The organism is Oceanobacillus sp. J11TS1 (assembly GCF_018333215.1).
Lineage (GTDB): Bacteria > Bacillota > Bacilli > Bacillales > Amphibacillaceae > Oceanobacillus.
Window position 1 is genome coordinate 80,905 of the sequence record NZ_BORO01000008.1, and the last position, 14,531, is coordinate 95,435.

The 14,531-nt window shown below is 35.9% G+C and carries 14 protein-coding genes; 11 read left to right on the forward strand and 3 right to left on the reverse strand.

Annotated elements, in window-relative coordinates; all coding sequences use genetic code 11:
• Positions 1 to 5: 5 nt before the first annotated feature.
• From ahrC to spo0A, 4 genes are all read left to right on the forward strand, one after another.
• Entirely contained in the window at positions 6 to 455 is a 450-nt protein-coding gene (gene ahrC, locus KI343_RS08675; RefSeq protein ID WP_212926012.1) for a transcriptional regulator AhrC/ArgR, read from the forward strand.
• Positions 456 to 479: 24 nt separating this feature from the next.
• Positions 480 to 2,174 carry a DNA repair protein RecN gene (gene recN, locus KI343_RS08680; protein WP_212926013.1) on the forward strand — a complete coding sequence of 565 codons (1,695 nt, stop codon included), beginning with the start codon at positions 480 to 482 and terminating at the stop codon, positions 2,172 to 2,174.
• A gap of 245 nt (positions 2,175 to 2,419) precedes the next feature.
• Positions 2,420 to 3,604, forward strand: a complete 1,185-nt coding sequence (spoIVB, locus tag KI343_RS08685; RefSeq protein WP_212926014.1) for a SpoIVB peptidase — start codon at positions 2,420 to 2,422, stop codon at positions 3,602 to 3,604.
• A 322-nt stretch (positions 3,605 to 3,926) separates the two neighbouring features.
• Positions 3,927 to 4,706, forward strand: a complete 780-nt coding sequence (gene spo0A / locus KI343_RS08690; RefSeq protein WP_212926015.1) for a sporulation transcription factor Spo0A — start codon at positions 3,927 to 3,929, stop codon at positions 4,704 to 4,706.
• A gap of 166 nt (positions 4,707 to 4,872) precedes the next feature.
• Here spo0A and KI343_RS08695 read toward each other — a convergent pair whose 3' ends face one another.
• Positions 4,873 to 5,136 carry a hypothetical protein gene (locus KI343_RS08695; protein ID WP_244856867.1) on the reverse strand — a complete coding sequence of 88 codons (264 nt, stop codon included), beginning with the start codon at positions 5,134 to 5,136 and terminating at the stop codon, positions 4,873 to 4,875.
• Between the two features lie 181 nt (positions 5,137 to 5,317).
• A complete protein-coding gene (gene lexA / locus KI343_RS08700) occupies positions 5,318 to 5,938 on the reverse strand; it encodes a transcriptional repressor LexA (protein ID WP_212926017.1) in 621 nt (206 codons plus the stop codon).
• 819 nt (positions 5,939 to 6,757) lie between these two features.
• Here lexA and KI343_RS08705 point away from each other — a divergent pair.
• The 3 genes from KI343_RS08705 (at position 6,758) to tkt (ending at position 9,908) form a co-directional block, all read left to right on the forward strand.
• Entirely contained in the window at positions 6,758 to 7,414 is a 657-nt protein-coding gene (locus KI343_RS08705; RefSeq protein WP_212926018.1) for a YneB family resolvase-like protein, read from the forward strand.
• Between the two features lie 159 nt (positions 7,415 to 7,573).
• Positions 7,574 to 7,807, forward strand: a complete 234-nt coding sequence (locus tag KI343_RS08710; protein WP_212926019.1) for a DUF896 domain-containing protein — start codon at positions 7,574 to 7,576, stop codon at positions 7,805 to 7,807.
• A 100-nt stretch (positions 7,808 to 7,907) separates the two neighbouring features.
• Entirely contained in the window at positions 7,908 to 9,908 is a 2,001-nt protein-coding gene (gene tkt, locus KI343_RS08715; RefSeq protein ID WP_212926020.1) for a transketolase, read from the forward strand.
• A gap of 132 nt (positions 9,909 to 10,040) precedes the next feature.
• Here the strand turns inward: tkt and KI343_RS08720 are convergent, their stop codons facing one another.
• Positions 10,041 to 11,075 carry a hypothetical protein gene (locus tag KI343_RS08720; RefSeq protein WP_212926021.1) on the reverse strand — a complete coding sequence of 345 codons (1,035 nt, stop codon included), beginning with the start codon at positions 11,073 to 11,075 and terminating at the stop codon, positions 10,041 to 10,043.
• A 375-nt stretch (positions 11,076 to 11,450) separates the two neighbouring features.
• On the opposite strand from KI343_RS08720, the gene sirA reads away from it, so the two are divergent.
• From sirA to KI343_RS08740, 4 genes are all read left to right on the forward strand, one after another.
• Entirely contained in the window at positions 11,451 to 11,909 is a 459-nt protein-coding gene (gene sirA / locus KI343_RS08725; RefSeq protein ID WP_212926022.1) for a sporulation inhibitor of replication protein SirA, read from the forward strand.
• Positions 11,910 to 11,956: 47 nt separating this feature from the next.
• On the forward strand, positions 11,957 to 12,178 hold the full coding sequence (locus KI343_RS08730; protein WP_212926023.1) for a YneF family protein: 222 nt from the start codon (positions 11,957 to 11,959) through the stop codon (positions 12,176 to 12,178).
• Between the two features lie 656 nt (positions 12,179 to 12,834).
• Positions 12,835 to 13,539: a cytochrome c biogenesis CcdA family protein gene (locus KI343_RS08735; RefSeq protein ID WP_212926024.1), complete on the forward strand. Its 705-nt coding sequence runs from the start codon at positions 12,835 to 12,837 to the stop codon at positions 13,537 to 13,539.
• A 410-nt stretch (positions 13,540 to 13,949) separates the two neighbouring features.
• Positions 13,950 to 14,420 (forward strand): CcdC family protein, encoded by a 471-nt coding sequence (locus KI343_RS08740; protein ID WP_212926025.1) that lies wholly within the window; start codon positions 13,950 to 13,952, stop codon positions 14,418 to 14,420.
• Positions 14,421 to 14,531: the final 111 nt, after the last annotated feature.

The following is a 14,531-nucleotide window of genomic DNA, read 5'->3' on the forward strand; positions in this document are numbered from 1 at the left end:
AGAGATTGAGTAAAATACAACGTCATATTAAAATCCGTGAATTGATTACAGAAAATATTATTGAGACACAAGATGAACTTGTCGATTCATTGAAAGATCTCGGCTATAACGTAACACAAGCCACGGTATCAAGAGATATTAAAGAGTTACAATTAGTTAAAGTTCCGACAAATACGGGACAATATAAATACAGCTTACCAGCGGATCAGCGATTTAATCCACTGCAAAAGCTTCAGCGCTTAATCGTAGATACCTTTGTCAAAATAGAAAATGCGAGTCATTTTATTATTTTAAAAACACTTCCTGGTAATGCACATGCTGTTGGTGTCTTGATTGATAATCTAGATTGGGAAGAAATTATGGGTACAATCTGTGGGGACGATACTTGCTTAATTATTTGCAGAACACCTGAACATGCAGAATTAATAAAAAATCGATTAATAGGGATGCTTTAAAATTGTTTATATGGGGTGAGTATCATGTTAACAGAACTATCTATAAAGAACTTTGCGATTATTGAAGAACTATCCTTAAGCTTTCATGAGGGTCTTACCGTATTAACAGGTGAGACAGGAGCGGGGAAATCAATTATTATTGATGCAATCCAATTGTTAGCCGGGGCAAGAGGATCTGTTGATTTTGTCAGGCATGAGTCAAATAAAGCAGAGATTGAAGGACTATTTTTTATTGATCATGATAGGCATCCTGTTTATCAAGTAGGTAAAGCATACGGAGTAGAAATAAGTGATGAACAAATTGTACTGCAACGAACCATTACTTCTTCTGGAAAAAGCATTTGTCGTGTAAATAGTAAATTAGTGACGCTGGCAATACTTAGAGAATTCGGGAAAACATTAATCGATATTCATAGCCAGCATGAGACGCAATCATTAATGGATAATGAGCAGCATATTGACTTTTTAGATCTTTATCTTGGGGATACAATAAGAGAAGCCAAAAAAGATTATCAAGAGATATATTATCGTTTAGAGCAGCTGAAGAAGAAATATCGTAACCTTAATGATAATGAACAGGAGATGGCCCAGCGTCTAGATTTGCTCCAATTTCAACAACAGGAATTAACGGAAGCACATCTTGTACCGAATGAAGATGTCGAGATAGAGGAAGAGCGGAATCAGCTTGCTAATTATGAAAAAATACATAAATCACTCTCTGATGCTTATCATGCTTTATATGGTGAGCAGCGTGGATTGGATTTAATTAGTCAAGCCCAATTATCATTGCAGGACGGATCAGATTTAGATCCTTTTATTGCAGAAAAATTAGAAGGCATGTCCAATCACTATTATATGCTGGAGGAAATTACTTTTGAGATACGCAATTATCTCGATCAGCTGCAGTATAATCCGGAAAGGCTAAATGAGCTGGAACAGAGAATGGATGAACTCAATCGATTAAAACGTAAGTACGGTCCTACTGTAGAAGAAATGTTAGACTATTTAGGGCGCGTAGAAGAAGAAATTGAGCAGATCACCAATCGCGAATCACATTTAAATACGCTTGTAACGGAAATTGAGGAATTAGAAAAAGATGCATTATTAGAGGCAGAACAACTCCACCATTTACGAAAGCAAGCTGCTGAACAACTAACAAATGATATTCATCGGGAATTAAAGGACTTATATCTAGAAAAAACAACTTTTTCCATTGATTTTGAGGACTCGGCACAACGTAAGCTTAAACCTAATGGATATGATAAAATTTTATTTCGTATCTCGACAAATGTGGGAGAGCCATTGAAGGACCTTACAAAAATAGCATCTGGTGGAGAGCTATCAAGAATTATGCTTGCCTTGAAGAAAATTTTCTCGAAACATCAAGGGATCACCAGTGTCATTTTTGATGAAGTGGATACGGGAGTAAGTGGCAGAGTGGCACAAGCCATCGCCGAAAAAATTCATGAAATATCGCTTGAATCACAGGTTTTGTGTATTACACATCTTCCTCAAGTTGCTGCGATGGCAGACACACATAAATTTATCCAAAAAAAAGAAAAGGCGAATCGCACGTTTACTTCAGTCGTAGAGCTAACTGGCAAAGACCTTATTGAAGAATTGAGTCGTATGATTACTGGCACTAAATTAACAGAAACTGCGAAAGAACATGCGAAGGAAATGTTGACATTAGCGAGCAGTTTTAAAAAATCGAATTAATTGGATAAAATCTTTAAAAAACCGGACAATAAGTGTACCGGTTTTTTCTTTTTCCTATACTTACAAATTCCGTTAATAGCATGTCCTTTTGCATCTATAGAACGACTCACTATACGTTAGTTTATCTATTTTTTAGAGGAAAAGATACACATATCACATAGGTTGTTCCAGTTTAAAGAGTCCTCTGACTGCAAAAAGTATATGTACAGAAAGATAATATTTTTTGTAAGAGGAGGAGACGATTTATGCGAAGTAAAAACAACAGGAAATATGGAAAATGTTCGATTTTATCGCTTATTCTTATACTGTTTTTTCTTTTTCCTTCTTTTATCCATGCTGATACATCCATACAAGGATATAAAGAGGTATTTAATGAGCAGCCAATGATACCTTTTTTCGATAAAGGGGAAAATACAAAGCAGGATAATAAGAAGAAGCATCATCGTTTAGAAGATGTGAAGGTTGTACCGGGAGGACAATCGATTGGTGTGCAGCTGGAAACAAAAGGAGTGCTGGTTGTCGGGCATCACCAGGTTAAAGCATCACAAGGTATAAAATCGCCAGGGGAAGATGCTGAAATTAATGTCGGGGATACAATTGTAGAAATCAATGGACAAAAAATTAATCATATGACAGAAATTAAATCAATTGTAGATATTAGTGGAAAAGAAAAGAAGGAGTTACAAATTAAACTGAAACGCGGTGACAAGTTTATCGATACCAGTTTGAAGCCTGTATTAGATAAAAAAGAAAATTCGTATAAAATCGGGCTATATATCCGGGATACAGCTGCAGGTATTGGCACGATGACGTTTTATGACCCAGAAACAGGGCGATACGGCGCACTAGGACACGTTATCTCAGATATGGACACCAAGAAGCCAATTGACATTAAACATGGTTCTATTATCCATTCTTCTGTAACATCAATTGAAAAAGGGGATAATGGTTTGCCGGGGGAAAAGCAAGCCTCATTCCAAACGCAAGAAGAGAGAATTGGAAATATAACAAAAAATACAGATTACGGAATATTTGGTATTTTAGAGAATGAAGTAAACCATGAAAAATATGCAGAGCCATTTCCCGTAGCTTTGTCTCACGAAGTAAAAGAAGGTCCAGCAAAAATTCTTACAGTGGTTGACGGTGAAAAGATTGAAGAATTTGATATTGAAATTATCAGCAGTGTTCCTCAGAAATCAGCTTCAACCAAAGGGATGGTTATTCAAATAACAGATCCGCGGCTTTTAGAAATAACGGGTGGAATTGTGCAAGGGATGAGTGGCAGTCCAATTATTCAAAATGACAAGATTATTGGAGCAGTAACACATGTATTTGTAAATGACCCAACTTCAGGCTATGGTGTTCATATTGAATGGATGCTTGAAGACGCAGGAATTATAAAACCGAACTCCAACGAAAATGCCGCTTAAAAAACACTTGTAATGGTAACGACGCCATTACAAGTGTTTTTTTGCTCCGGTTGCTAACCGGTAAGTGATTGAGACTGCCGATAAAGAAAATATGCAGTATGTTTGTCAAAGTGATGTGTTTCACAAAGTATCATTATCTGTTATAATGAAAACGGATACAACGAAGTTAAAAAAGGATGTCGAAAGTTGGTGGAAAACAAAGAAAATCAAAGAATAATAAAGAAAACCGAAATAAATCAAAAGTTTTTTAAATTTAAAGAGGATATTCATATTTTTTGTAGAATATGTTATAGGTGTATAAAAAGCAAAAGGAGGATTTTTAGTGAGTAAAATAACAGTATGTTTTGTTGATGATAATCGTGAACTTATACAATTAATGGAGGATTTTTTTGGAGAACAGGAAGAAATTGAAATCGTTGGAACAGCATTAAATGGCCGGGACTGTATCCCGCTGATTGAAGAAAAGAATCCAGACGTATTAGTATTAGATATTATAATGCCGCATATGGATGGAATTGCAGTATTAAATGAAATTAGAAGGATGAACTTAACCAAAAAACCACATATTATTATGCTGACAGCTTTTGGTCAAGAAGAAGTAATGAAGAAAGCAGTGGATTTAGGAGCTTCTTATTTTATTCTTAAACCGTTCGATATACAAAATCTGGCTGATCAGATTATGCAGGTTCAGGGCAGTGTTGCCAGGGTTTCCAGTATCAATAAACCTTCCACGGAAGATAAGAAAAAGCAAGACTTAGAAGCAAATATAACCAATATTATTCATGAAATTGGTGTACCAGCACATATAAAAGGATACATGTACTTAAGAGAAGCAATTACGATGGTTTATAACGATATTGATCTTCTAGGCTCCATTACGAAAGTCCTTTATCCAGATATCGCAAAAAAATTCAATACAACTGCTTCGCGTGTTGAAAGAGCTATTCGTCATGCAATCGAGGTTGCTTGGAGCCGAGGGAATATTGATTCGATTTCCGCATTATTCGGTTATACCATCAATATCTCTAAAGCAAAACCTACCAATTCCGAATTCATCGCAATGGTCGCTGACCGGTTACGTTTGGAACATAAGGTGTCATAAATTTGTGTAGAGGGATTGAAGCAGTAGACGTGACACAGTACAGTAAATCGACGTTTTAATTCAAAAGTATTATTATTTATACATTGCTGCTCTATAATTGTAAGAATCAGTATATTATTTATTTTTTGATTAGAACCACCAAACTGTTTTTGTTGTATTTCAACTATTAACCAAGAATAAAAACGACAATTTGATACCATAGCGCTAAAGCAATCACAATAATAGCAGAGATCATTTTGATTACATTGCCTTTGGAAAAGTAGTTTTTTGTTGGATATACTTCTAGAAACGTAAAAATAAGCAAAAGTACAGATAAAAAAGGTAGCGTTAAATAGTCGGCAACTTTTGTTAAATAGATAATACCAATTACAAAGGTAGCCATTAATATTGGGATATAAAGCCAGCGTTTCTTTCTAATAAACGTTGTCAATTTCATACACTCCTTGTACTTGTACTTTATATAAGCGTATTAGATATGGACTAAATTTATGTGTAAAAGGTTAACGAACATATTTTAGATATGTTTCTCGTTAACCTTTTCATTTATTATAAAATCTAACTGACAACTTAAATATGCAGCTCTTAGTACGTTAGAGGTATAAACTTTTGAATCAGTGGATATTTCGATATAGACCGATAACTTTCCCTAGTATAGACACGTTTTCATAATAGAGAGGTTCCATTGTTGCATTTTCGGGTTGTAAACGAAAACGGTTTTTTTCTTTAAAAAATCGTTTTACAGTAGCTTCATCGTCTTCCGTCATGGCAACAACAATATCACCATTATCTGCAGAACTTTGTTGTTTGACAATGACCATATCTTTATCCAAAATACCAGCCTCAATCATACTTTCCCCATCAATTATAAGCACGAATAGATTATCCTCTGGTCCAGCTGAAGAGCTGGGGATTGGAATAAATTCCTCAATGTTTTCAATTGCCGTAATAGGAATGCCGGCAGTAACTTTTCCGATTACAGGTACATAAATGGCCTTATCCCTAGGTGCGTCATTTTCGTTGTCGTGAATAATTTCAATGGCACGCGGTTTGGTTGGATCCCGTCGTATATAGCCTTTGTTCTCTAATCTTTCTAAATGACCATGAACAGTAGAACTTGAAGCTAATCCGACAGCAACTGCGATTTCACGCACAGAAGGCGGATAACCTTTCTGATCTACTTGTTCTTTAATAAAGTCAAAAATCATCTGCTGTCTTTTCGATAGTTTTGTCATGACTTTCTCCCCTCTAGCATAGGTATTTGTTAAACATAGTATAGCACTTAAAAATATATTTTACAAACAAATGTTCTAAAAGTAGTTGACAAGAACAACTGTTCTAAATATACTGAAGTCAGAACAACTGTTCCGGAATATTATAAAATACTGAAGGGGAGTTTTTTATATGTTTGAAAAACTAATGAAATCTGATGCGTTTTATATTGTAGCTTTTATTATTGCATTAATATTTTTATATACGATGATGGTAACTACTGTGTAAGGAGATGCGGGAGTTCGGACGGCGGGTATTATTTGCACTTTAAGGAAGTATAAAATTTAGCTCGTTTATCGAGGGGGACAGTATTCGCAGTCCCAGTTAGGGAAAGTGAATAAGCGAGTATAAAATTTTGTATAATTAAAATTTGATTCAACAATAGTCATATCCATCTCCAAGCGCCAAACTTTAGAGACAACACGATAGTTCCCTACATTAAGGCTAGGTAAAGGTGATTGGCAAGCCGGCAGACGCAGGCAGAGCGATAGTCTCGCTTATGCCCATTGATGAAATTCATGGTTCAATACCTCATCCTACTTCCTTGAAATGAAGAATCGTCTATTGTCGAGCCACCATCAAAGAACGGTGGCTCAAATTGCTGTCTTTTAAATGGGCGCTATGCGTGTTGCGTTCCACATGCTCTTATGTGGTTTGGTCACCGAATGATCTATTTCCTTGCACGTTTTTTATAGAACAAATAAAATTTGTAATACTGACAGAAGTTATTATGGAATAGTCAGAAATGCCAAATAGTGTGGTTATTATTGGGGGATTTAACATTGAGAACGATTATTTATTGTCGGGTAAGCACAGAGAAAGAAACACAAGAAACATCGCTTCAGAGGCAATATGAAGAATTAACAGTACTGGCAAAAGAATTAAACTTCACTGTAGTTGATTGTATTCAAGAAAAAGCAAGCGGATATAATATAGATAGAGACGGTATTTTTAAGCTTCTTGATTATTTTTCAAATCAAGAAGCTGACTGTCTTTGTATTCAGGACGAAACAAGATTAGGCAGGGGAAATACAAAAATCGCTTTATTTCATCAGCTGCAAAAAATGAATATTCCTATTTATACTATCACGCATAGAGGAATATTGGAGGTAAATGAAGCAGACTCGATGGTGCTAAATATTGTCGGTGCAGTAGAAGAGTACCAGCGCAAAATACATAATATGAAGATTAAACGAGGAATGCGCCGCGCAGTGCAGAATGGATATAACCCTCAAGAGAATTTAAGTCATATCAATCGTTCTCCAGGGAGAGAACGTGCAGAGGTTCCAATAGAAGAGATTGTCCGTTTACGTCAAAATAAATTAACGTTTCAAGAAATAGCAACTGTATTAAAAGGCTTGGGTTATGATGCATCTAAGGCTACAATCCATCGTCGTTATCAAGAGTATATGAATTCCTTGAATGAAAGCCAATCGTAACGTAAGATAGAGGACAGGAAAATTAAATCCTGCTCCTCTATCTTACGTTTAAAAAGGTAGATTGGGCATTATGGAACGAATTCGAGTTCTTAAACGCAATCTCTACGAGTAAAAGAGCGCACTGCTCTTTTTCTAATATAAAGGAGGGAGGCACAAGGCATGTTATCAAAAGATAAATTAGATAGAATAAATGTTTTAGCTAATAAGGCGAAACGTGAAGGATTAACAGAAGAAGAAAAAAAAGAACAGCAAATATTACGTAAAGAGTATTTAGCAAATGTTCGAGGCTCTTTTAAAAATCACTTGAAAGGAATGACAGTTATTGACCCAAAAGGCAATGATGTTACTCCGCAGAAGCTTCGTGACTATCAAGAACGTAATAAGAAACACTAATTCTTCATAACCTTCAGATCCGCTTAGCTTGTCTAGTAAAGGATTTCATTATAAAATAGAGTAGGTACAGAATATGTTTTGAAGTGGAAGGGGAAAAATCATGACACAACAAATTGAAGAACTATCCATTAATACGATTCGGACACTATCTATCGATGCGATTGAGAAAGCAAACTCCGGACATCCTGGATTACCGATGGGGGCAGCTCCTATGGCATATACGCTTTGGACAGATTTTATGAATCATAATCCAAAGAATTCACAATGGTTTAATCGTGATCGTTTTGTATTATCTGCTGGTCACGGTTCTATGTTGCTTTATAGTTTATTGCATTTATCTGGTTACAAAGTATCCATTGAAGATTTAAAAGGTTTTCGCCAATGGGACTCTAAAACACCAGGTCATCCGGAAGTACATCATACTGACGGAGTTGAAGCAACAACTGGTCCATTAGGTCAAGGTATTGCAATGTCTGTTGGTATGGCAATGGCAGAAGCACATTTAGGTGCTACGTATAATAAAGAAGGGTACAACCTTGTAGATCATTATACGTACGCTATTGTGAGCGATGGAGATTTAATGGAAGGGATTTCGCATGAAGCTGCATCCTTAGCTGGTCACCTTGGATTAGGTAAGCTAATTGCACTTTATGATTCCAATGATATTTCATTAGACGGTGATCTAGATCGTGCATTCTCTGAAAACACAGAGCAACGCTTTAAAGCATATGGTTGGCAAGTATTACGAGTAGAAGACGGTAATAATGTAGATGAGATTCGCCAAGCAATTAAGGAAGCACAGGAAAACCAAGATCAGCCAACATTAATTGAAGTAAAAACAATTATTGGATATGGTTCACCAAATAAATCTGCTTCTAGTGCTTCACATGGATCTCCGCTTGGAGCCGATGAAGTAAAATTAACGAAAGAGCACTATAAATGGGGTCATGATGAATTCCATGTACCTGAAGAAGTATATGCTGATTTTAAAGAAAAAATTGTTGACGACGGATCTAAAAAAGAAGAAGCTTGGAATGAACTTGTTTCAGCCTATAAAGAGGCATTTCCAGAATTGGGTAAGCAGTTTGATCTTGCTATAAAAGGAGAACTTCCTGAAAACTGGCACACGTCTTTACCTGTTTATGAAGAAGGGACAAAACTAGCTACACGTGCATCTTCAGGTGAAGTATTAAATGCAGTTGCAAAAGCTGTTCCAAACTTCTTTGGTGGAAGTGCTGACCTTGCTGGCTCTAATAAAACAATGATGAATGACGAAAATGATTTTACGAAAGAGGATTATGCTGGGCGTAATGTGTGGTTTGGCGTTCGGGAACACGCAATGGGCGCTGCATTAAACGGTATGGCACTGCATGGGGGACTTAATGTCTACGGCGGTACGTTCTTTGTATTCAGCGATTATTTACGCCCATCTATTCGCTTGGCATCTATTATGAATGCACCGGTAACATATGTGTTTACGCATGATTCCATTGCAGTTGGGGAAGACGGTCCAACCCATGAACCGATTGAGCAATTAGCAGCTTTACGTGCTATGCCGCATCTTTCTTTAATTCGTCCAGCTGATGCTAATGAAGTACAAGCTGCATGGAGATTAGCTTTAGAATCAACTGATCAGCCAACAGCTCTTGTACTAACTCGTCAAAATCTGCCTACACTAGCAAATACAGCTGAATTAGCATATGAAGGTGTTAAAAAAGGTGCTTACATTGTAAGTAAATCGGAGAAAGAAACACCTGATGCGCTTCTTTTAGCAACTGGTTCAGAAGTGCAATTGGCAGTAGCAGCTCAAGCAGCACTTAAGGATAAAAATATCGATGTTCAAGTTGTTAGTATGCCTTCATGGGATCGTTTTGAAGCACAAGATGAAGCATATAAAAACAAAGTTCTTCCTAAAGAAGTAACAGCTAGAGTTGGACTTGAAATGGCTTCATCCTTTGGATGGGACCGCTATGTCGGCTTTGAAGGAAAAACACTTACAATTGATCGCTTTGGGGCTTCCGCTAATGGAGACCTATTGATTGAGAAATTTGGCTTCACAGTAGATAATGTAGTTCAATTAGTAGAAGAAGTAACGAAATAAGGAAAAACGATATATTTGTGATATGAAAAGAAGAGAGATGCTAGCATTTCTCTTCTTTTCTGTTGTAATAGAACGTATAATTACTGCAAGTTTTTAATACGGAGCGCTCATAAATCCAGGCGACGAGCACTATTATTGTAATTGTTGCTCAATAAAATGAATGATTTCTTTTCGTTCTTGTTTGGAGCAGGAATACTGTTGCTCCAAAGCCTCCAAAAATTCTCCAGCCTTTTTCAGCTCTACAACGCTTTTTTTCATATAAGATTTGTAATGGTCATTTATTTTTTTTATTTCCGCCGCATATTTCTCATCTGTTCCGGTGGTGACGGCTTCTTCATATAAATCAATGGCTTTTTCTCCATCTCTAGTTGGGAAAAATTCATGGGGATCCGTACTGTCGAACATACAAAAATTCAAATCTGGAACGAGTACCATATCAATACTATTTGGATCAAAACTGCAATGATAAATTTCCGTATCGTAACCATGTTTAATGCAAGCACTCGCTACTTTTTTCATAAATGTTGACTTGCCTGTTCCAGCTCGCCCCTTTATATAATAAACGCGAGAAAGTTTTTCTGTAAGATGGGGGACGATATTAACCGGACCATCTACGGTTGTGGTCCCAAAAAGACGGTGATACTCATGGCCATTTCGATCCTTCTTCGGTTGCCCTTTTAAGACTTCTTGAATAAACGTATCAGCAATTTCATCCGCCCGTTTAAAATTCATTTCTTTAATATAAATTGCTTCCAGATCATCGTGGATGCGTAACCCTGTTTCTAAATGTTTATATGCTTTTTCTGTATAATGGTTAAAGTTTTCTTCTAGTTTCTTATTTCTTACCGGACTGTCATTTGTAAATCGATTTAAATCCAGATCGATTACCGTGCGCATATCAGCTGGTACGATGGAATCATTTAAAAAAGCGAGGCCCTTGTCACGAATTATAACACCATCTAAATAACGTTCGCCTAACGGGCTCTTTAATATTTCTACTTCATAGGTAGATTCATACTTCGTGATGATATCTTTTAGAATGATTGCTTTTACCGTTTGGGAGGGATGGTTTAGACCAAAGATTTGTTGCAGCTGTTTTACATTGGAAGGAAGTAAATTCACAAATCCTTCCGACGTATTCGCAGTAACATAATAATATTTTTTCAAGGTGACACTTCCTTTTTTGATTTCAAATTTTAGGTATTTGTTTAATTAACTTATGCCCATTCCTCGTTTTGGTGAATGTAATGTGATTGTGATTACCTTGGAAACATACGATTATTTTACCAACCATTACTTCTTTAGTAAATGTCATTGACTAGTTGGATTAGAACCCATATTAACCCAGCAATAGTTCATTTAATAGAGGGGGTTCCCTCTGAAGATATTTACAAAGTAACAATAGGGGAATAGAAAATTGGCGACCGGACGCGACTTATGCTTTTCTTATTGTTTCGACAAAAGAAGTTGTTCCTTGCACACTATTTTGACAACCTTCGGAAATAGATTCCCCTATAATAATAGATAAAGGGGGAATACGTGATGAATGAATACGCAATTTATTGGATTGAAGACAATGTGGCAAAAAACTATTTCCATAAAAGTGATTTATTACATCGGTTCTTTTTAGAATATGCAGAAAAACAGGATGAAATTGTATTTAGAAGGCAATTTCGATTCATAACTCGAAAAATCCATTTTTATAAGTTCGTTATGCATTTAAAGACGTTTTCTTCGCCTGAAATTAACATAAAACGAATAGGAAATAGAGTGCTCGTAAAAAAGGGAGAAGAGTCACTATGCTTATATATTGAAAATGGAGAGTTAGTCTTAAAATGCAATCATTTAGTGTCTGCAGTCTCGCTACTATTTCCGATATTGGAAGATATACATCCTTATTTCTTTGTACAGGGGAAAGACACACCTCAATATGGATGGATTTCTCCTAAGCCATTAAAAGCACAGGAAGACGAAAGTCAAGTGTTGTATAATTTCCTCTAATCTAATATACTGTACTAGAGACAACACGAAGGAGGAAATTTTGTAACATGAGTACGATATGGGTAGTATTAATTGCAATCGCAGCCTTAGTTGCTGGTGTTGCTCTTGGATTTTTCATTGCTAGAAAATATATGATGAATTATTTGAAAAAGAATCCGCCAATTAATGAGCAAATGCTTCGTACATTGATGATGCAAATGGGTCAAAAGCCATCGCAAAAGAAAATTAATCAAATGATGCGAGCAATGAATAATCAGTCTGGTAAGTAATCTATTGTTATTTTAAGGACAAGCAATAAAACCACTTTGTAGAAGGTGGTTTTTTCTTTTAGCAAATATTTTATAATGAATCTACATGCCGGCGTATCATTATGTGAAGAAAGCTCTGTTCACGTTTCTATTAATTTAGTAGAATCTATTATTGTGTAGCATATACTGTTACTACTAAAGTTTTGATTAAGTAATAGAGAGGAGGTGGATAAATAACGTAAGCATCCATTTCATCACTATTATTACTAAAAAACAAGAGACAGCTGGAGAAGTCTACCTAAGAATTAACGCTATCTGCTGTCGAATGAGATTACATTGAAGATAAATTAAATTGGGTTTCGTTCTATTCAAGAAGAAATTGATTAAATTGATTACATGGCGCATCATTGGATGCGTTTTTATTTTTGGAATCTATTTAATAGGGGCTAATGTTGCCGAACCATAGTTTTAGGATGACGATACAAGGTATATTCTATATTTTAAAAGACAGTTTTCTTATTGGTAAAAAAACATAAGGATAGGGTGAGGGATAGCATCAATGATTAGCAGTCATCTTTTTTTTATACTTACGTAAAATGTATAGAGATTGTCATAAAATTAGCTTTTATTTTTGTATTTCTCTGTTAGAATAGAAATGATTGATAAGGGGGATTATCATGGAGGAAATTAATATTTTCTTAGCCTTTGCAGCCGGGTTTCTCTCATTTATTTCACCTTGTGTTCTTCCGCTGTATCCTGTATTTCTTTCTTATATTACCGGAATGAGCATGAGTGAAATAAATCAAGATAATAGAAGGCTAGATCGAAAAGCAATATTACATACGGTATGTTTTCTAGTCGGTTTTTCAAGTATTTTTATTATGATTGGATTTACGACTACGTATATTTCTGAGTTCTTAATGACCTATCAAGATACAATAAGACAGATTGGTGCTATTTTAATTATCTTTTTTGGCTTGGTTATTGTCGGCGTATTGAATTTCCAATTTCTCATGAAAGACCGAAAAATTCATTTTAAAAATCGTCCAGCAGGCTATCTTGGTTCTGTTATAATTGGTATGGCATTTTCATTAGGATGGACACCTTGTACTGGTCCAATTCTTGCTATTGTATTTTCACTAGCTGCAACTAGTCCCAATATCGGACTTGTCATGATGTTTAGCTACATTCTAGGCTTTTCTATCCCATTCTTATTACTTGCTTTCTTTATCGGTAAACTGAAATGGTTTAAAAAGCACAGCCAAACAATGGTGAAAATCGGTGGATGGATTATGATTTTTGTGGGGATTGCATTATTCTTTGATTGGATGAGTAAACTCACTGGATTTTTAGCAGGCTTGTTTGGTTTTTCAGGATTCTAAATTCTTTCAAGTAGCATGGTTTAAGGTCATGCTATTTGAAAGAAAGGTTTAAAAATAGGGGTCAACACCAACATCAATGGTTGAAATATAGGAATAAATATAAGTAGTAAAAACTAGCTAGCGGAGGAAAAATACGGAGACTCCTGTAGGAATGCGCAATGATCTTCGGTGGGGCGAGTAATCGCAGTCCCAGTGTGAAGACCCCGCAGAAAAAGTGGTCTTCTTTTTCGAGGAGGCTGAGGACAAGCCCACGGAAAGCGTAGTGTTTTTCCGCAGCGGTTGCCTTTATCAATTTAAGCTTAGTTTGTCAACCATGGTTTTTGGTGAAGAGCCTAAAATAATAGGTGAAAAAAGGGTCAAACCATCCTTGACCGATACTTGCTAGAATATAGAGAAAAGAGTTGTTACTTATGTATTTTGCAATTGCAACTACAGCTGTCTTTGCATTCATGGCAATTGTGATGATATTTGTGCGAATGCGTGCTTCAAAAAGGCCTGCATCTGTAAAAAGAATTATTTTGCCACCATTTTTTATGAGTACCGGAGCGCTTATGTTCTTATTTCCGATGTTTCGAATAAGTTGGCTTCAAGTCGCTGAAGCGCTTATTGTAGGAATGATATTTTCCATTTTTTTAATTAAAACATCTAAATTAGAGCATGCAGGTGAGCATATTTATGTGAAACCGTCCAAGGTGTTCCCTATCATTTTAATCGGACTATTAATCGTTCGAATTACTATAAAGTTAATTATTGGTACAAGTATATCCGTTGGTGAAACTTCAGGCATGTTCTTTTTACTTGCGCTTGGAATGATAGGAACTTGGAGATTAGCAATGCTCTATCAATATGTACAATTGAGAAAAAAGCAAAGTGCGTCATGATTATCTGCACTTTGCTTTTTTCTTTTGACGTTTTGTTAGAAGTTGCCGGATGAAATATAGGCCAAACTTTTATCTTTCGTTATAAGGATTAAATATGAAGTTTCGAGTTTC